Genomic DNA, 15,988 nt, shown 5'->3' with positions numbered 1-15,988 from the left:
GATGAATCCGCGCTGAATGCGACATGGCCGCCGGCAATATACCGGCGGCCATATTAGAACGCTTGAAAGCGCGATCAGTTCGCCCGCGCCATCGGGCGTACCAGCGTCGTCACCCGGCGGATGGTGACGCGGCGGTTCTGCTGTTCGGCAATGCTCGTCTTCACCTTCAGGAATCGCTCGCCGTACCCCTGCGTCTGGAGGTTTTCCGGCGGAATGCCGTAGACGTCCGTCAGAAGGCTCGCGACCGATTCGGCGCGCTCGTCGGAGAGCACGAGGTTTGACTTGTCCGAACCCACCGCGTCGGTGTGCCCCTCGATCAGGAAGGTCTCGCCCGGATCCTTGTCGAGCACCTTCTGCATGGCGTCGGCGACGCTGCGCAGCGTGCGGGCCTGGGACATCGGCACTTCCGCGCTCGCCGTGGCGAAGGTGATCGTGTCGAGGTCGATACGGCGGACCTTGTCGCGCAGGCGGGCCGAGTGCTTCACCTCGTCGATGGTGTAGACGCGCTCGACGCGCTCCACCGGCGGCTCGGACAGGAACTCGTAATAGTCGCGGTCCGGGTTGCTCGACGTGTCGATGATGTAGTCGCTGACCGGAATGCGCAGGCGCATCGGCGGCAGCTCATAGCCGACATCGACGAGGCCCGGACGCGGCGAGTCGTCCTCCAGCTCCGGCGCATAGACGAGGATATATTCCCGCCCGTCCCGGCCGACGCGCGAGCGCTGGATGATATCGCCGTAACGATTGTAGATCGTGACGATCTGCACGCCGCCGGGGCGCACGATCGTCTCGCGCACGCGGCCACGGGCGAGGTTGTCGTAATAGACCTCTTCCGAATCGCGGCGCAGGCGCGGCCGGTCGTCGCCGCGCACGATCAACTGGTCGCCGACCTCAAGCACCGTGCGGTTCTCGACGCGCTCAATGACGTTGACCTGCGTGACGCTGTTGTCGATCGTCGTGTTGTTGTTGATGACCGTATTGTTGATCACGGTGTTGTTGATGATGTTGGTCGTCTCCGGCACCTCGAAGTCCGGCGCGCGCTTGACGCGCCTGCCCTCTTCCCTGTTGCCGGCCTCGATCTTGCCCGAGACGGCCTCGCGCACCTCTTCGGAAATCGCCGTCTGGGCGGAATCATCCGAATCGGGAACCGGGGCCTCTTCTTCCTGGGCGCGCAGCTCTTCGCGCTGCTTGCGTCGCTGGTCGCGGCTCTTCTGGCCGCCGGAATTGTCGGCGTCCTTGTCGCTGTCGAGCACGGCCGCACCGTTCTCGACGGGCAGCACGACGGTCTCGTCGCTCTTGCCCGGATCTTCGGCGATCTCCTGCTTCTGTTCTTCCGTCAGCGTGTCGACCACCTCCGGCACCGGCTCGGTGGCGGGCGTCTCGCCGGTCTCGGCCGTCGCGGGTTGCTCTGTGCCGGTCTCGGCCGGGGTTTCCTCGCCGGCGACCGCGGGCTGCTCGCCCTCGCCGGTGGTCGGCTGCTGTTCGCTCTCGCCGGTCGTGGTCGCCGGCTGCTCTTCGCCCGTCGTCGTTTCGGCAGCGCTGCCATCCGGCTGTTCTACTGGCTGCTCGGCCTGCTGGTCTTCGGCCGGCTTTTGCTCTTCCGCAGCCTTCTGCTCTTCCGCCTGGCGCTGCTCCTCAGCCGCGCGCTGGGCCTCGTCCTCGGCGGCCTTCTGTTCGGAAGCAGCCTTCTCTGCGTCCTCCGCGGCTTTCTGCTCGTCGGCCTGGCGTTGCTGCTCTTCTGTGGCGGCACGCTGGGCTTCGTCTTCCGCAGCCTTCTGCTCTGAAGCCGCCTTCTCGGCCTCTTCGGCGGCCTGCTGTTCTTCCGCGGCCGCGCGTTGCGCTTCTTCCTCGGCAGCCTTCTGTTCGGCAGCGGCGCGCTCCGCCTCCTCGGCGGCCTTCTGCTCGTCCGCAGCGGCGCGCTGGGCTTCCTCTTCCGCAGCCTTCTGCTCGGCGGCGGCGCGCTCTGCCTCTTCGGCGGCCTTCTGTTCCTCGGCCTGGCCCTGCTGTTCCTCTTCAGCCGCGGGCTGGGTATCCTGCTGTTGCTGCAGCAGTTCTTCCTCGCTCGGCTGGCCCTGGCCCTGGTCGGTGCTCTCCTGCGCAACCTCGAACGGCTTCATCAGCGCATCGGCGAGCGTCGGCGTGGCGATCAGCGCGCTCGACAGCACCGGCAGTGCCACGGTTGCGAATAGTCTGGAGCGGAAACTCATTTTTTCTGTCCTCACGGTGTCCCGTCTGTTGCATCGAGAGGGGTGCATCCGGCTCTTTCGGCCGGTGGGTGAACCCGTCATGGTCGTCCAAAGGCCTAGCCATCGGCGCCTTAACCCTGCCTGAACGGCTCCGGTTGACGCAGGAGATAGGTCGCGCCGCCAGCCCGGCCAGTGGAGGGGCCGTGAAATTGTCGGGGAAACCGGGCGGAAAGACGGCTGAAAACCAGTTGATTTTTTGGCGAAAATTGGTCGATTATCCGACCCAAGCGGGCAGCCCTGCCCGCTTCACATCAAGGCCCGGACAACAAGAAGAACCCGAGAGCCTATAATAGAGAGGATCAAAATGCGTATTTCCAAACGTTTCACGCTTGCAGCTTCGGCTGCGGTCATCGCCCTCTTCGCCTCCTCCGCGATGGCTGAAGGCGAGAAGATCGTGATCGGAACGGAAGGCGCCTACCCGCCCTTCAACAACCTCGAATCCGACGGCACGCTGACCGGCTTCGACATCGATATCGCCAAGGCGATGTGCGAGGAAATGAAGGCCGAATGCACCTTCGTGACGCAGGACTGGGACGGCATCATTCCGGCACTCATCGCCAAGAAGTTCGACGCGATCATCGCCTCCATGTCGATCACCGAAGAGCGCAAGCAGCAGGTCGACTTCTCCAAGAAGTACTACAACACGCCGCCGGCCATCGTCGTGCCGAAGGATAGCGAGATCACGGAAGCCACCCCGGAAGCGCTCGCCGGCAAGCTCCTCGGCGCCCAGGGCTCGACGACGCATTCCAACTATGCCGAAGCGCATATGAAGGATTCCGAGGTCAAGCTCTACCCGACGGCTGACGAGTACAAGCTCGACATCGCTAACGGCCGCATCGACGCCGTGATCGACGACGTGGTCGTGCTCTCCGAATGGCTGAAGTCCGAGGACGGCGCCTGCTGCAAGTTGCTCGGCACCCTGCCGATCGATCCGGTCATCAACGGCGAAGGCGCAGGCGTGGCCGTTCGCAAGGGCGATACCGCGCTGGCCGACAAGTTCACAGCTGCAGTCGCGGCGATCCGCGCCAATGGCAAGTATCAGGAAATCAACGCCAAGTACTTCCCCTTCGACGTCTACGGCGACTGATCGCGGCACGTACTGCTTCATGCGGGTTTTTTCTGACCCCATCAGCAGAATGCACGGGCGGGAGGGCTTGCTCTCCCGCCCCTTTTGTTTGAGAACTTGTACATAAAGAAAAGACGGGCGCATAAGGCGCCTTAACAAGAAGCGCGAAGCGCGCATCGGGGGTTCTTCTGGCATGAGCGGGTTTTTCGCCGCCATCGTCGAGGCGGTATCCGCATTTCTCGGGATCATCGATCCCCTCTGCGGACCGATCGGCATCTTCAATCTATTCGCGGGCAACACGCTCTTGGCATGCGGCGACGCCGGCTGGGGCGACGAGATCGCGCTGGGCTTCCTGGTCACGGCCAGCCTCGCCATCGCGACCCTGCCCGTCGGCCTGTTCTTCGGCTTCTTCATCGCGCTGGCCAAACAGTCGGAAGAACGCTCGCTGCGGCTGTCGGCCAACATCTACACCACGCTCTTCCGCGGCCTGCCGGAGCTTCTGACGCTCTTCATCGTCTATTACGGCCTGCAAATCCTCGTGCAGAACCTCATGGCCGCGGTTGGCTATGACGGCGCGGTGGAAATCAACGCCTTCTTCGCCGGCATGATCGCGCTCGGCGTGGTGTTCTCCGCCTATTGTTCGGAAGTGCTGCTGTCGGCCTTCAAGGCGATCCCGCGCGGCCAGTACGAGGCGGGGTATGCGCTCGGCCTGCACAAAGGCCGCACCATGCGCCTCATCGTCCTGCCGCAGTTGATCCGCGTGGCGCTTCCCGGCCTCGGCAATCTCTGGATGGCGCTTCTCAAGGACACCGCGCTGGTCTCCGTCATCGGCCTGCCGGATATCCTGCGCCAGACGAGCGTCGCCGCACGCGTCACCAAGGAAGCCTTCGAGTTCTACGCCATCGCCTGCCTGCTCTTCCTGGTGCTCGCGTTCCTGTCCTCGCTGGTCTTCTCCTCGATCGAAAGCTGGGCCAAACGGTCGGAGGCCGCACGATGAGCTACGTCACCACCCTCATCCCGCCGCAGGCCCCGCCGCCGGCCCCGCCGAAAACCTTCACCGCCGGCCGCTTCTTCGGCAATATTTTCATGGGCGTCTGGCTGGCGCTGACCGTCGGCATCTTCCTGATGATCGTCGGCGGCTGGGATCCGGAAAAATTCACGAAATACGGCCCCAGCTACCTCTCCGGCCTCGGCGTCACGCTGCTGCTCGTGGCGCTGTCGGTGGTGCTCGGCGGTCTCATTTCGCTGCCGCTCGCCTTCGCGCGCATGTCGAAGAACCCGGTCTTCTCGTGGATTGCCTACGGCTACGTCTATTTCTTCCGCGGCACGCCGCTGCTCACCCAGCTCTTCCTCGTCTATTACGGCCTCGGCAGCTTCTCCGCCGAGTTGAAATCGCTTGGCCTCTGGTGGTTCTTTCGCGATGCCTGGAACTGCGCCCTCCTGACCTTCACGCTCAACACGGCCGCCTATCAGGCCGAAATCCTGCGCGGCGCCATCGAGAGCGTGGCGCGCGGCCAGCATGAGGGCGCCGCCGCCCTCGGCCTGCCCAAGAAGGTCGCCTTCTTCAAGGTGATCCTGCCGCAGGCGCTGATCGTCGCGCTACGTCCCTATGGCAACGAGATCATCCTGATGATCAAGGGCTCGGCCATCGTCGCCATCGTCACGGTCTTCGACCTGATGGGCGAGACACGCCGCGCCTTCTCGCGCACCTTCGATTACCAGGCCTATCTCTGGGCAGCACTTATGTATCTCCTGATCGTGGAGCTGCTGCGCAATCTCTGGGCCTGGCTGGAACTGCGCCTGACGCGCCACCTGAAACGGTGAGACCCTTGGCAGCACTTGCAGGCGAGAGCTGCCAAGACCCTGTTTTCAAACAAAAATTCTCACTATCCATCAAAAATCAATATTTCATTAACCCTGTAAGCGCTCAATCATAGGGACCATCATTCACCAAGCAATGAGGTCCCTATGACGAATGACATGGCAATGCAGCTCAAGGGCTACGGGATGACCACGGCCCAGATCCTCTACCGCATGCCGGATCACCAGCAGTTCCTGCAGACCTATATCTGGCAGCACTACGATCTCGCCCCGGATTTCCCGGAGATGAAGCGTTTTCTGAAATTCTGGCAGGAGAAGCTGGACGGCCCGCTGCATTCGGTGCGCTACGTCCACCGCCGGCTGATCTCGGCGTCCGAATGGCGCGCGCTGAAGGGTGAGTTCATCATTCACTGACGAAACGATGAAAATCCCGGCGGGCTGTCGACAGACCGTGTATGAGTGCCGGATCGCCGCTGACGATTGTGGCCCGAATGGCCACTGCCGCCAGCATTGAATATCCCGGCAGGCACCTTCGAGACAATGCGAAAGACCGCACGGTACACCCTGTTCGTCGTCCTGGTGATCGCCGTCGCGGTTACGATCGGCACGCTGTTTCCGCGACCGATCTGGCATGACGGCGAAACCGCAAGGACGCGCGATATCCTTGTCCTGTCCAATCCCATCCACACGGATATCGCCATACCGCTCGATGACGAGACGCGCGCCACTTTCGCCTTCCTTGCAGAATCCGGAATGCCACTTGCGCATCCCGACGCACGATGGATCATCTTCGGTTGGGGTGGTCGCGCCTTTTATCTCGAAACACCGACCTGGTCGGATCTGAAACCGATTCCTGTGTTGAAGGCATTCACCGTCGACAGCGCGGTCATGCATGTGGACGTCGCCGGAGACATCACACCCAACGGCTCTTCCATTACCCGTTTCCAGATTGGAGATGACGGCTTCAAACGACTGGTCGGCTTCGCGTCGGACAGCTTCGCGACCGACCCCAATGGTGATCGGCGGCATATCCAGAATGCAGGATACGGAACAAACGACCGCTTCTTCGAGGCCAAGGGCTATTTCAACGCGCTGATCGGCTGCAACACCTGGACGGCACAGGCGCTCCGCGCAGCGGGACTGCGAACGGGTCTGTGGAACCCGGTTCCAAAGACGCTGTTACTGTCTCTCGACCTCTATAACTGAAAGCTGACGCCTTCTCTAACGGGAGATCTACCCACGGCAGCGGCATTGCCAAAGTCCTGCCTGGCCCTTATGAGACCCGCCATGACCAAGATCGACGAAGACGCGCTCGCGGACGCCTACAACCGCGCCCTTTCGCTGGAAAAATCCGGCGATTTCGATGCCGCCGCCAAGGCCTATGCCGAAGTGCTGGCGCTCGACCCCGAGGACCATGGCGGGGCCGCCGTGCGGCTTGCCTCGATGGGCCGCGGCGAGACGCCGGAAAAGGCGCCCGACGCCTATGTCACCACCCTCTTCGACCAGCATGCCGAAGTCTTCGACAATGTACTGGTCGAGCAACTCGGCTATTGCGTGCCGCTGCTTGTGCGCCAGCGGTTCCAGGCGCTCGGCCTCGGCCCCTTCAAGCGCGTGCTCGACCTCGGCTGCGGCACGGGGCTCACCGGCGGGGCGCTGCGCGACATGGCGGAGGACATCACCGGCGTCGACCTTTCGGAGAACATGGTCGAGATCGCGCATGACAAGGAGCTCTACGAAACGCTCTACGTCGCCGAAGCGATCGATTTTCTCGAAGACAACGACGACGAGCCCTTCGATCTCATCACCGCGACCGACGTGCTGCCCTATCTCGGCGCGCTCGAACCGCTGTTCTTCGGCGCCGGCGAAAACCTCGTTGCCGGCGGCCATTTCATCTTCTCCTCCGAGACGCTGCCGGAAGAGACATTTGCCGGCCGCCCCTTCATGGTCGGCCCGCACCAGCGTTTTGCGCACGGCGCCGGCTATGTCCGCCAGCGCCTCGACGAGACCGGTTTCGACCTCGTCGAGATGACCGACATCACCGTGCGCATGGAGGAAGGCGAGCCCATCCCCGGCCATCTGGTGCTTGCCAAGTATCGCGGCTGACGAAACACTTTCGCTGAAATCAATGATCCGCTACACCTCCTGCCAAAGATTGCAGGAGGTTACGGCATGGCAAAGGTTGCATTCATCGGTCTCGGCGTCATGGGCTATCCCATGGCAGGCCACCTGAAGGTCAAGGGTGGGCATGAGGTGGCGGTCTACAACCGCACCTTTGCCAAGGCGGAAAAATGGGCAGCCGAGTTCGGCGGCAAGGCCTTCGCGACGCCGGCCGAGGCTGCAAAGGATGCCGATTTCGTCTTCACCTGCGTCGGCAACGACGACGACCTGCGTTCCGTCACGACGGCCAAGGACGGCGTGCTCGACGGCATGAAGCCCGGCGCCATCCTCATCGACAACACCACCGCCTCGGCCGAAGTCGCGCGTGAACTCGACGCCGCCACCCGGGCCAAGGGTTTTAGCTTCATCGATGCCCCCGTTTCCGGCGGCCAGGCCGGCGCGGAAAACGGCGTGCTCACCGTCATGTGCGGCGGCGAGGAAGCGACCTTTGAAAAAGCGAAACCGGTCATCGACGCCTATGCCCGCATGGTCGGCCTGATGGGCCCGGCCGGCGCCGGCCAGCTTGCCAAGATGGTCAACCAGATCTGCGTTGCCGGCGTCGTGCAGGGGCTCGCCGAAGGCATCCATTTCGGCAAGCAGGCCGGGCTCGACATGGAGAAGGTCATCGAGGTCATCTCCAAGGGTGCTGCTGGCTCCTGGCAGATGGACAACCGCCACAAGACGATGATCGCCGGCAAATATGATTTCGGCTTCGCCATCGACTGGATGCGCAAGGACCTCGGCATCGTCCTGTCCGAAGCCCGCCTCAACGGCGCCAAGCTGCCCGTCACCGCCCTGATCGACCAGTTCTACGGCGACGTGCAGGACATGGGCGGCAACCGCTGGGACACGTCGTCCCTGCTCGCCCGACTGGAGAAGAAGTAACATGGCGCCCTGCCGCGCCCTGCTCGCCGTCGCGACCCTGGCGGGCCTCGCAGCACCAGTCCGGGCGGACGACAGCGCCGCGCTGGCGCTCGCCACTGCGCTGCACCAGAAGATCGCGCAATGCTGGAACGTCCCGGCGGACCTGCCCGCCCATGTCGATGCCGTCCGGGTTGGGTTTCCGCTGACGGAAGCGGGCGAGCTCGATGGCTCGCCCAAGGTCGACGGCCCCGTCGCCGGCGATCCGGCGACCAAGACCTTCGTGGCGAGCGCCGTCCGCGCGGTCGTGCGCTGCGCGCCTTTCACGGGCCTCGAAAAGCTAGCACCCTACGACACCTGGAAATCGGTGTCGGTGACCTTCAGGCGGCCGGAGATGTAAGCGCCTTACTCTTCGCCGCTCTTCTGGTTGTCCACCATCATATAGTCGAGCGGCAGCTCGGTCGTGTACTTGATCTGCTCCATCGCAAAGGCGGAGGAGACATCGCGGATTTCGATGCGGGCGATCATGCGCTTGTAGAAGGCGTCATAGGCGCCGATATCCGGCACGACGACGCGCAGCAGGTAATCCACCTCGCCGCTCATGCGGTAGAACTCGACGACCTCGGGAAACTCGACGATCACCTCGGAAAAGCGCTTCAGCCATTCAGTCGAGTGCGAATTGGTGCGGATCGAGACGAAGACCGTGACCTTGGTGTTGATCTTGATCGGATCGAGCAGCGCGACGCGCTTGCGGATCACGCCGTCCTCTTCCATCTTCTGGATGCGCCGCCAGCACGGCGTGGTCGACAGACCCACCTTCTTGGCGAGGTCCGCCACTGCCAGCGTGGAATCTTCCTGCAAAAGGCGCAGGATCTTGCGGTCCAGACGATCCATCGATTTCCCCTAACGAAATTTAATTCCCTCATATACCGTGATAGCGGCAAAATGAAAGAAATGCATTTCATTCCGTAAGAGTTTTCACCCGCTTTCGCAACTCCGGAAGAACCTCTTGCTCAAACCACGGATTGCGCTTCAGCCAGCCGGTATTGCGCCAGCTCGGATGCGGCAGCGGCAGCACCGCCGGCCCCTCGTTGCGCCCGAGGTGGCGCCGCCAGTCGCGCACCGTCTCGGTCATGCTCGCGGCCTTCGCCGCCCCCAGATGCCAGGCTTGCGCGTACTGGCCAATCGCCAGCACCAGTTCGACCTGCGGCATGGCGCCGATCACCCGGGCGCGCCAGAGCGGTGCGCATTCGCGCCGGGGCGGCAGGTCGCTGCCATGGGCATCATACCCGGGAAAACAGAAGCCCATCGGCACGATGGCGAATGTTGCCGGATCGTAGAATTCCTCGCGCGTCACGCCGAGCCAGGTGCGCAGCCGGTCGCCCGAGGCATCGTTGAAAGGCAGGCCGCTGCCATGCACCCGCAGCCCCGGCGCCTGGCCTGCGATCAGGATGCGCGCGGTTTCGGAGATGACCGCGACCGGCCGCGGCTCGTGCGGCAGGCGATCGGCAGGCCCCTTCGCCGGCGCGTCGCGACAGAGCCGACAGGCCGCAATCGCGGCGCGAAGTTCTGCCAATCCCGCATCATCCATCGCGTCGTCCGTTCAAATCAGTCCTAATGCGCCCAGAATGCCGCCGAGCACGCCCGGTTCCGCATCGTGCACGTCTTCCTGCGGCCGCCCGTTCGTCCGACGCCATTGCTGCGGCATGTCGAATTCGGAGCCCCACAGCCCTTTGCGCTCGGCCTTGGCGAACTGCTCCTCGTCCTCGTAGCCGCCATAGGCGACCGCCAACCCCTCACGCACCATGCGCTCGCCGAGGTCGCCCTCCAGCGTTTCGCAGCGCGCGAGCCAGCGGTTGTACTTGTCGGTCCCCTCGGTGCGGCAGGTAATAGCACCGCCGCGCAACAACTCGGCGAGCCGCGAGCGCGCGGCAACACCGCAGCGCCAGTCGGCGCCGTCGCGCTTGCAGACTTGCGTCAGTTCCGGCGTATCGATGCCGACGAGGCGGATGCGGTGGCCGTCGAGCGTCAGCGTGTCGCCATCCGCAGCGCGCGCGGCTCCGGTGATCGTCTCGCCTGTTTCGCCGCTCACGCGCGCGACCACGAGCGCCGTCAGCGCCAGGATCGCCATCGCCACGCCGACATCACGCGCGCGCCTCGTAAGTCCCATGCAACCCCGTTCCTGTCCTAGAGTCCTGACGTTTCGTCATATGGCGGCGCGAGGCCCAATTCACGTTACGGAAAATGCCGGAATGGTTCGCAAATGGTTTATGCGCGGCAGCATCTTCTTAAGGATTCGACCCTAGAATTCAACGCTGTCCGTAACAGTTGCAAGTGTGATGAGTACCGGCGTCAGTACCTCGACCGACAAGATCATCGTCGACAAGTCGCGCAGCCACCGAAACAAGGCTGTTTCGCGGGCTGTCCGCACGACTCGCGAGCGGTTGCAGACGGCGACGGGGCTGGCGCCCGGCTTCGAGCGCGAAATGTTGCAACTCCACATCGCCTCCGCCGCACAGAGCGCGCTCGCCGTACCTGTCGTCGTGGTGCTGATCGCGGCCGGCGGCATCTATCTCACGCAGGAAATCGGCCTGATCGCCTGGGCGATCCTGGCGCTGAGCGTCCATGCGCTCGGCATGATCGTGGCACGCCGCGCCCGCAAGCAGGAAATCACCGCCGACAACACGCGCCGCTGGCAGCAGATCTTCCTCATCGCGCAGGTCTTCATGGGCCTCACCTGGGCGGCCTTCGCGTTGCAGACCTGCGGCCAGTGCACGGGCGTCACCTTCGATTTCTACAAGGGCTCCTCCCTGCTCGTGGCGCTCGCCGTCACCGCCATCAGCACGCTGATGCTGCGCCATGCGGTGCTCTATGCCTTCCTGCCGACGGTCGGCGCGCTTTCGATTTCCGCCCTGCTGCGACCGGATCCCGCAACGGTCGGCATGGCCGCGATCATCGCGGCCGCCATGATGTTCCTCGTCTTCATGACGCATCGCCTGCGCCACACCAGCGCGCAGCTGCTCTCCTCGCAATCGGAAAAGGACGACCTGATCGCCGAGCTGGAAGTGGCGAAATCCATGTCCGACGAAGCCCGCCGCCGGGCGGAAGAGGCGAACCTCGCGAAGTCCCGTTTCCTCGCCTCCATGTCGCATGAGTTGCGCACGCCGCTCAACGCGATCCTCGGCTTCTCCGAGGTCATGTCGACGGAGGTGCTGGGGCCGCTCAACAACCCGGTCTATAAGGAATACACGTCCGACATCCACCGCTCCGGCCAGCATCTCCTCAATCTCATCAACGAGATCCTCGACCTGTCGCGCATCGAGGCCGGGAAATACGACCTGTTGGAGGATTCCGTGCACCTCGTCGACATCGCCGAGGATTGCATCGGTATGGTCCAGCTCCGCGCCCGCGCCAAGAACATCACCATTGCCGAGCAGGTCGAGGGCGACATGCCGGCGGTCTGGGCCGATGAAAAGGCGCTGCGCCAAGTCATCCTGAACCTTCTGTCCAATGCGGTGAAATTCACCCCCCAGGGCGGCGAGATCCTCGTCAAGGCCGGCTGGACGGCCGGCGGCGGGCAATATGTCTCGATCAAGGATAACGGTCCCGGCATTCCGGAAGAGGAAATCCCGGTCGTGCTTTCGGCCTTCGGCCAAGGCTCCATCGCTATCAAGAGCGCCGAACAGGGCACCGGCCTCGGCCTGCCGATCGTCCAGGCCATCCTCGCCAAGCACAATGGCGAGTTCATCCTGAAATCGAAGCTGCGCGAAGGCACCGAGGCGATCGCCATCCTGCCGGCAAAACGCGTGCTCCAGAGCCTGCCCGCCGTCACCGAGACGCAGGCCGTAGCACCCCGCAAGAAGAGCTTCGCCTGAGTTCAGATGAACTTGGAGGCGACGACGTAGCCGGCGTAAACGGCATTCGAGACGATCAGGCAGAAGACGGCGAAGGAGCCGAGATCCTTCGAATGTTTGCCCATTTCCGAAATCTCCGGCGAGACCCGGTCGACGATCTCCTCGATGGCCGTGTTGAGCGCCTCGAAGGCGACCATCAGCAGGAAAAGGATCGCCATGGCGACATATTGGAAGAACGAGGCGCCGACCACGGTGAAGAGCACCATGGCGACGCCGAAGGCGATCAGCTCGTGCCGGAAGGCGGATTCGCTGAGCAGGCGCCGCGCACCGTCGGCGGAATAGGTCGCCGCCGCGATGAGATGGCTGAAGCCCGTCTTTTTCTTGATTGGTGCCTGACCCATTCCAACATCCTGATTCTGCCGCGCCCATAAAGCATGCCCGTATGACGGGAATGCCCTGGGTCTCATTCATACCATTTGGGGCTTTTTGCCGACCGCGCTCTAGGTGCGGTTGCTGACGCCCGCCTGAACGAAGGTCGCCATGCCCGAATGGCAGGCGGCCGCCGCCTTGACGATGCCTGCGGCGAGCGCCGCGCCAGTGCCTTCGCCCAGCCGCATGCCGAGCGCCAGGAGCGGCGTCTTGCCGAGCTTCTCGATCGACTTCAGGTGGCCGGGCTCCGCCGAAACATGGCCGATCAGGCAATGGTCGAGCGCAGAGGGATTGGCAGCGCGCAGGATGGCGCCGGCGGCGGTCGCGACATAGCCGTCGAGGATGACCGGGATCTTCTGCATGCGGGCGGCCAGGATGGCGCCCGCCATCGCCGCGATCTCGCGCCCGCCGAGGCGGCGCAGCACTTCCAACGGATCGGACAGGTGCGCGCGGTGCAGATCGACGGCCTTCTTCACGGCCGCGACCTTGCGCTTCAGCACCTCGCCTTCCGAGCCCGTGCCGGGGCCGACCCATTCTTCCGCCGTGCCGCCGTAGAGCGCGAGGTTGATCGCGGCGGCGATCGTCGTGTTGCCGATGCCCATCTCGCCGATGCAGATCAGGTCCGTGCCGCCGGCAACCGCTTCCATGCCGAAGGCCATGGTGGCGGCGCAGTCGCGCTCGGAAAGGGCCGCCTCTTCGGTGATATCGGCGGTCGGGTAATCCAGCGCGAGGTCGAAAACCTTCAGGCCGAGGTCATAGGCGACGCAGATCTGGTTGATCGCCGCACCGCCGGCCGCAAAGTTTTCCACCATCTGCGCCGTCACCGAGGACGGATAGGGCGTGATGCCCTGCTTGGTAACGCCGTGATTGCCGGCGAAGATAGCGACGAGCGGGCGCGTCACGGCCGGCGGACGGCCGGTCCAGGCAGCGAGCCAGAAGGCGATTTCCTCCATCCGCCCGAGCGCGCCCGGCGGCTTGGTGAGCTGCTTGTCGCGTTCGCGCGCAGCCACGAGCGCTGCCGAATCGGGACCGGGCAGATTGCGCAGCAAATCACGAAAATCATCGAACGGCAGGCCGCTGGCACTCATCTTGGGGAATTCCTTGCTTTGGGCTTTCGAAGGCGGGGTTGGTGGCGTCTGAAGCAATCAATTTTACGCAGTTCCGGCACGCAAAACGCTCACGCACTTTTGCTGGAACTGCTCTAATAGAGGCAGGGCGCGAATCCGACAACCGCATTTGCAGCGGCTTGCCTCGCCCTTTTGCCGGGAGGGGCTCTTCGACGTGGATATCCGGGATTTCATTGACGACACGGCTCGCTCTGTCGCCTTCCTGTCGCGCGTGCCGGTGCCGCAGCGCCATTTTGCCGGCCATGACGGGCGGCTGTCGCGCGCGGTGCGTGCCTTTCCCCTCGCCGGCCTGCTGGTCGTGCTGCCCTCGGCAGCGCTTGCTGCCATCCTGTCGGCAATCGACGCCCCGCCGCTCCTGCTTGCCTTCGCCACGCTGGCGCTCCAGGTGCTCGTCACCGGCGCGCTGCACGAGGACGGGCTCTCCGACAGCGCGGACGGCATCGGCGGCGGGCGGGACCGGGAAAGTGCGCTTGCCATCATGAAGGACAGCCGCGTCGGCTCTTACGGCGCCGTGGCCCTCGTGCTCTCCTTCGGGCTGCGCGCCGCGGCGATCGCGGCCCTTGCCGCCGTGCTCACGCCCTCCGGCCTCGGCATGGTGCTGCTTGCCGTGGCCGCCGCCAGCCGCACCGCCATGGTCTGGCACTGGTCGCTCCTGCCGCCCGCCCGCCGCGACGGCGTCGCCGCCTCGGTTGGGGAGCCGGACAAGGGTGCGACGACGATGGCGCTCGCCAGCGGCATCCTGCTCGCCGCCCTGCTGCTCCTGCCGCACGGCACACTGCTCTCGCTCGTCCTCACCCTCATCGCCGCCGCCGCCGCCGTTCTCGTGTTCAACCGCATCGCGATGCGCAAGATCGGCGGGCATACGGGCGACACGATCGGCGCGACCGAGCAGCTCGCGGAAATGTCAGTGCTCTTCGCTCTTGCCCTCACGCTCTGACCCACCGATATAGGAGGGGCAAACACCCGGAGACGCGATGGAATCGCCCTGCATTCTCGTCTGTTCGATCGATATGGTGACCGGCTACTGTTTCGGCTGCGGCCGCACGCGTGACGAGATCGGCGCCTGGACGCTCTATAGCGCGGAGGAGCGGCGCGCCATCATGGCGGCGCTGCCGGCGCGGCTTGCCACCGTCGAACGCAAACCCCGGCGCGAGACGCGCCGCACCCGCATGGCCAGGGAGCGCGGCGACGCATGAGGTTCTATTTTCTTCTCGCCATCCTCGCCGTCGGCCTCGCCTTCCTGATTCTCAACCATGACAGCGGCCGCACGATGGGCATGGACAACAACGATTTCGGCCGCCTCGTCACATTGTCGGCCATCGCCACGATGATGGCGGCGGGCATTCTGGCCGGCCGGCGGCAGATCGGCGAAAGCGTGCGCCAGGCCGGCATCTGGCTGCTGATCATCCTCATGCTCGTCGCCGGTTATCTCTATCGCTTCGACCTGCAGGAATTCGGCAACCGCCTGACCGCCGGCCTCATCCCCGGCCGCGCCATCCTGACGACGAGCGCCAGCGGCGAACAGATCATGGTGATCCACAAGGGCGTCTCCGGCCATTTCGAGGCCGACGTGTCGATCGACGGCACGCCGCTGCGCATGCTCGTCGATACCGGCGCAAGCTCGGTCGTGCTCTCCTACGAGGATGCCATGCGCCTCGGCATCAATCCGGACAACCTGGTCTTCTCGATCGACGTCTCCACCGCCAACGGCCGCGCGCTCGCCGCCCCCGTGACGCTGCGCGAAGTCGCGATCGGCCCCATCCTGCGCGGCACCATCCGCGGCATGGTCACCGAACAGGGCCGCCTCGACCAGAGCCTGCTCGGCATGAGTTTCCTGGAAACGCTGGGCTCGATCGAGATCGCGCGCGACGAGCTTCGGCTGAGGGACTAAACGGCAAGAAAAGGAGACGGCATGAGCCCCAAGCCAACCGGCCACGTTCGTGGCAATGACCTGATCCTCACGCGCACGTTCCGCGCGCCCGTCGATGACGTCTGGACGAGCGTGACGAAGTCCGAGAGCACCGCGCTCTGGTTCGGCAGTTGGGAAGGAGATGCCGGCCCGGGCAAGATCGTGCGGCTGCAACTTCTCCATGAGAAGGGCCAGCCTTGGACGAACCTGATGATCGAAGAATGCGACGCGCCCAACCGGCTGGTCGTCACGATGAAGGATGAGTTCGGCGATTGGCGCATCGAGCTGACATTGACGCAGACGGACGACATGACCGAGCTGCATTTTGTACAACGCCTCAGCGACAGGAAACTCGCGGGCGACGTAGGGCCGGGCTGGGAATACTATCTCGACATGCTGGTGGCCTCGCGCGAAGGCAAGGCACTGCCGTCATTCGACGATTATTACCCGTCGCAGAAGGCATATTACCTGGAAGGCATGTGACAATCGGCACGTCTCCTCAGGAGGCACTTGATCGC

The 15,988-nt window shown here is 64.1% G+C and carries 19 protein-coding genes; 13 read left to right on the top strand and 6 right to left on the bottom strand.

The features are described 5' to 3' along the window. Positions 1-74: 74 nt before the first annotated feature. Entirely contained in the window at positions 75-2,207 is a 2,133-nt protein-coding gene (locus J2Y63_RS17250; protein ID WP_435267081.1) for an OmpA family protein, read from the bottom strand. A 343-nt stretch (positions 2,208-2,550) separates the two neighbouring features. Between J2Y63_RS17250 and J2Y63_RS17245 the strand changes: the two genes are divergently transcribed. The 8 genes from J2Y63_RS17245 to J2Y63_RS17210 all read left to right on the top strand — a co-directional run bounded on the left by J2Y63_RS17245 (position 2,551) and on the right by J2Y63_RS17210 (position 8,551). Further along, positions 2,551-3,333, top strand: a complete 783-nt coding sequence (locus J2Y63_RS17245; RefSeq protein WP_256115592.1) for an ABC transporter substrate-binding protein — start codon at positions 2,551-2,553, stop codon at positions 3,331-3,333. 172 nt (positions 3,334-3,505) lie between these two features. Further along, positions 3,506-4,309: an ABC transporter permease gene (locus J2Y63_RS17240; RefSeq protein ID WP_256115591.1), complete on the top strand. Its 804-nt coding sequence runs from the start codon at positions 3,506-3,508 to the stop codon at positions 4,307-4,309. Then, on the top strand, positions 4,306-5,136 hold the full coding sequence (locus tag J2Y63_RS17235) for an ABC transporter permease (RefSeq protein WP_256115590.1): 831 nt from the start codon (positions 4,306-4,308) through the stop codon (positions 5,134-5,136). Before J2Y63_RS17240 ends, J2Y63_RS17235 begins: the two co-directional genes overlap by 4 nt. Positions 5,137-5,280: 144 nt before the next feature. Next, positions 5,281-5,547: an usg protein gene (locus tag J2Y63_RS17230; protein WP_256115589.1), complete on the top strand. Its 267-nt coding sequence runs from the start codon at positions 5,281-5,283 to the stop codon at positions 5,545-5,547. Between the two features lie 126 nt (positions 5,548-5,673). After that, positions 5,674-6,339, top strand: a complete 666-nt coding sequence (locus tag J2Y63_RS17225; protein ID WP_435267080.1) for a TIGR02117 family protein — start codon at positions 5,674-5,676, stop codon at positions 6,337-6,339. An 81-nt stretch (positions 6,340-6,420) separates the two neighbouring features. Then, a complete protein-coding gene (locus J2Y63_RS17220) occupies positions 6,421-7,236 on the top strand; it encodes a methyltransferase (protein WP_435267079.1) in 816 nt (271 codons plus the stop codon). Between the two features lie 48 nt (positions 7,237-7,284). Next, complete coding sequence (locus tag J2Y63_RS17215) at positions 7,285-8,175, top strand: NAD(P)-dependent oxidoreductase (protein WP_435267208.1); 891 nt, start codon at positions 7,285-7,287, stop codon at positions 8,173-8,175. 1 nt (position 8,176) lies between these two features. Beyond that, positions 8,177-8,551, top strand: coding sequence for a hypothetical protein (locus J2Y63_RS17210; RefSeq protein WP_435267078.1), 375 nt, complete (start codon positions 8,177-8,179; stop codon positions 8,549-8,551). 5 nt (positions 8,552-8,556) lie between these two features. Here the strand turns inward: J2Y63_RS17210 and J2Y63_RS17205 are convergent, their stop codons facing one another. The 3 genes from J2Y63_RS17205 to J2Y63_RS17195 form a co-directional block, all read right to left on the bottom strand. Further along, positions 8,557-9,045: an Lrp/AsnC family transcriptional regulator gene (locus J2Y63_RS17205; RefSeq protein WP_256115585.1), complete on the bottom strand. Its 489-nt coding sequence runs from the start codon at positions 9,043-9,045 to the stop codon at positions 8,557-8,559. Positions 9,046-9,112: 67 nt separating this feature from the next. Then, the gene (locus tag J2Y63_RS17200) at positions 9,113-9,742 is read right to left on the bottom strand and encodes a uracil-DNA glycosylase family protein (protein WP_435267077.1); all 630 of its coding nucleotides are present in this window, start codon (positions 9,740-9,742) and stop codon (positions 9,113-9,115) included. A 12-nt stretch (positions 9,743-9,754) separates the two neighbouring features. Continuing rightward, on the bottom strand, positions 9,755-10,321 hold the full coding sequence (locus J2Y63_RS17195; RefSeq protein ID WP_435267076.1) for a thermonuclease family protein: 567 nt from the start codon (positions 10,319-10,321) through the stop codon (positions 9,755-9,757). Between the two features lie 169 nt (positions 10,322-10,490). Between J2Y63_RS17195 and J2Y63_RS17190 the strand changes: the two genes are divergently transcribed. After that, positions 10,491-12,026: a sensor histidine kinase gene (locus J2Y63_RS17190; RefSeq protein WP_435267075.1), complete on the top strand. Its 1,536-nt coding sequence runs from the start codon at positions 10,491-10,493 to the stop codon at positions 12,024-12,026. A gap of 2 nt (positions 12,027-12,028) precedes the next feature. Here the strand turns inward: J2Y63_RS17190 and J2Y63_RS17185 are convergent, their stop codons facing one another. Next, the gene (locus J2Y63_RS17185; RefSeq protein ID WP_435267074.1) at positions 12,029-12,406 is read right to left on the bottom strand and encodes a diacylglycerol kinase; all 378 of its coding nucleotides are present in this window, start codon (positions 12,404-12,406) and stop codon (positions 12,029-12,031) included. A gap of 99 nt (positions 12,407-12,505) precedes the next feature. After that, the gene (cobT, locus tag J2Y63_RS17180; protein WP_435267073.1) at positions 12,506-13,522 is read right to left on the bottom strand and encodes a nicotinate-nucleotide--dimethylbenzimidazole phosphoribosyltransferase; all 1,017 of its coding nucleotides are present in this window, start codon (positions 13,520-13,522) and stop codon (positions 12,506-12,508) included. 193 nt (positions 13,523-13,715) lie between these two features. On the opposite strand from cobT, the gene J2Y63_RS17175 reads away from it, so the two are divergent. The 4 genes from J2Y63_RS17175 to J2Y63_RS17160 are packed head-to-tail and all read left to right on the top strand — an operon-like array spanning position 13,716 to position 15,953. Beyond that, on the top strand, positions 13,716-14,498 hold the full coding sequence (locus tag J2Y63_RS17175; RefSeq protein ID WP_435267072.1) for an adenosylcobinamide-GDP ribazoletransferase: 783 nt from the start codon (positions 13,716-13,718) through the stop codon (positions 14,496-14,498). A 37-nt stretch (positions 14,499-14,535) separates the two neighbouring features. After that, the gene (locus J2Y63_RS17170) at positions 14,536-14,757 is read left to right on the top strand and encodes a DUF1289 domain-containing protein (RefSeq protein WP_256115577.1); all 222 of its coding nucleotides are present in this window, start codon (positions 14,536-14,538) and stop codon (positions 14,755-14,757) included. Then, positions 14,754-15,452, top strand: a complete 699-nt coding sequence (locus J2Y63_RS17165) for a TIGR02281 family clan AA aspartic protease (RefSeq protein WP_435267071.1) — start codon at positions 14,754-14,756, stop codon at positions 15,450-15,452. Before J2Y63_RS17170 ends, J2Y63_RS17165 begins: the two co-directional genes overlap by 4 nt. A 21-nt stretch (positions 15,453-15,473) precedes the next feature. Then, positions 15,474-15,953: an SRPBCC family protein gene (locus J2Y63_RS17160; RefSeq protein WP_435267070.1), complete on the top strand. Its 480-nt coding sequence runs from the start codon at positions 15,474-15,476 to the stop codon at positions 15,951-15,953. Positions 15,954-15,988 lie beyond the last annotated feature (35 nt).

The sequence above is a fragment of the Shinella sp. BE166 genome, from assembly GCF_051201095.1.
Taxonomy (GTDB): domain Bacteria; phylum Pseudomonadota; class Alphaproteobacteria; order Rhizobiales; family Rhizobiaceae; genus Shinella; species Shinella lacus.
This window is presented reverse-complemented; position numbering and strand designations above follow the sequence as displayed.

Excerpts from the sequence above, each read along its gene's own strand:
- J2Y63_RS17250 (WP_435267081.1), bottom strand. The coding sequence starts at position 2,207 with ATGAGTTTCCGCTCCAGACTATTCGCAACCGTGGCACTGCCGGTGCTG.
- J2Y63_RS17245 (WP_256115592.1), top strand. The coding sequence starts at position 2,551 with ATGCGTATTTCCAAACGTTTCACGCTTGCAGCTTCGGCTGCGGTCATC.
- J2Y63_RS17240 (WP_256115591.1), top strand. The coding sequence starts at position 3,506 with ATGAGCGGGTTTTTCGCCGCCATCGTCGAGGCGGTATCCGCATTTCTC.
- J2Y63_RS17235 (WP_256115590.1), top strand. The coding sequence starts at position 4,306 with ATGAGCTACGTCACCACCCTCATCCCGCCGCAGGCCCCGCCGCCGGCC.
- J2Y63_RS17230 (WP_256115589.1), top strand. The coding sequence starts at position 5,281 with ATGACGAATGACATGGCAATGCAGCTCAAGGGCTACGGGATGACCACG.
- J2Y63_RS17225 (WP_435267080.1), top strand. The coding sequence starts at position 5,674 with ATGCGAAAGACCGCACGGTACACCCTGTTCGTCGTCCTGGTGATCGCC.
- J2Y63_RS17220 (WP_435267079.1), top strand. The coding sequence starts at position 6,421 with ATGACCAAGATCGACGAAGACGCGCTCGCGGACGCCTACAACCGCGCC.
- J2Y63_RS17210 (WP_435267078.1), top strand. The coding sequence starts at position 8,177 with ATGGCGCCCTGCCGCGCCCTGCTCGCCGTCGCGACCCTGGCGGGCCTC.
- J2Y63_RS17205 (WP_256115585.1), bottom strand. The coding sequence starts at position 9,045 with ATGGATCGTCTGGACCGCAAGATCCTGCGCCTTTTGCAGGAAGATTCC.
- J2Y63_RS17200 (WP_435267077.1), bottom strand. The coding sequence starts at position 9,742 with ATGGATGATGCGGGATTGGCAGAACTTCGCGCCGCGATTGCGGCCTGT.
- J2Y63_RS17195 (WP_435267076.1), bottom strand. The coding sequence starts at position 10,321 with ATGGGACTTACGAGGCGCGCGCGTGATGTCGGCGTGGCGATGGCGATC.
- J2Y63_RS17190 (WP_435267075.1), top strand. The coding sequence starts at position 10,491 with ATGAGTACCGGCGTCAGTACCTCGACCGACAAGATCATCGTCGACAAG.
- J2Y63_RS17185 (WP_435267074.1), bottom strand. The coding sequence starts at position 12,406 with ATGGGTCAGGCACCAATCAAGAAAAAGACGGGCTTCAGCCATCTCATC.
- cobT (WP_435267073.1), bottom strand. The coding sequence starts at position 13,522 with ATGAGTGCCAGCGGCCTGCCGTTCGATGATTTTCGTGATTTGCTGCGC.
- J2Y63_RS17170 (WP_256115577.1), top strand. The coding sequence starts at position 14,536 with ATGGAATCGCCCTGCATTCTCGTCTGTTCGATCGATATGGTGACCGGC.
- J2Y63_RS17165 (WP_435267071.1), top strand. The coding sequence starts at position 14,754 with ATGAGGTTCTATTTTCTTCTCGCCATCCTCGCCGTCGGCCTCGCCTTC.
- J2Y63_RS17160 (WP_435267070.1), top strand. The coding sequence starts at position 15,474 with ATGAGCCCCAAGCCAACCGGCCACGTTCGTGGCAATGACCTGATCCTC.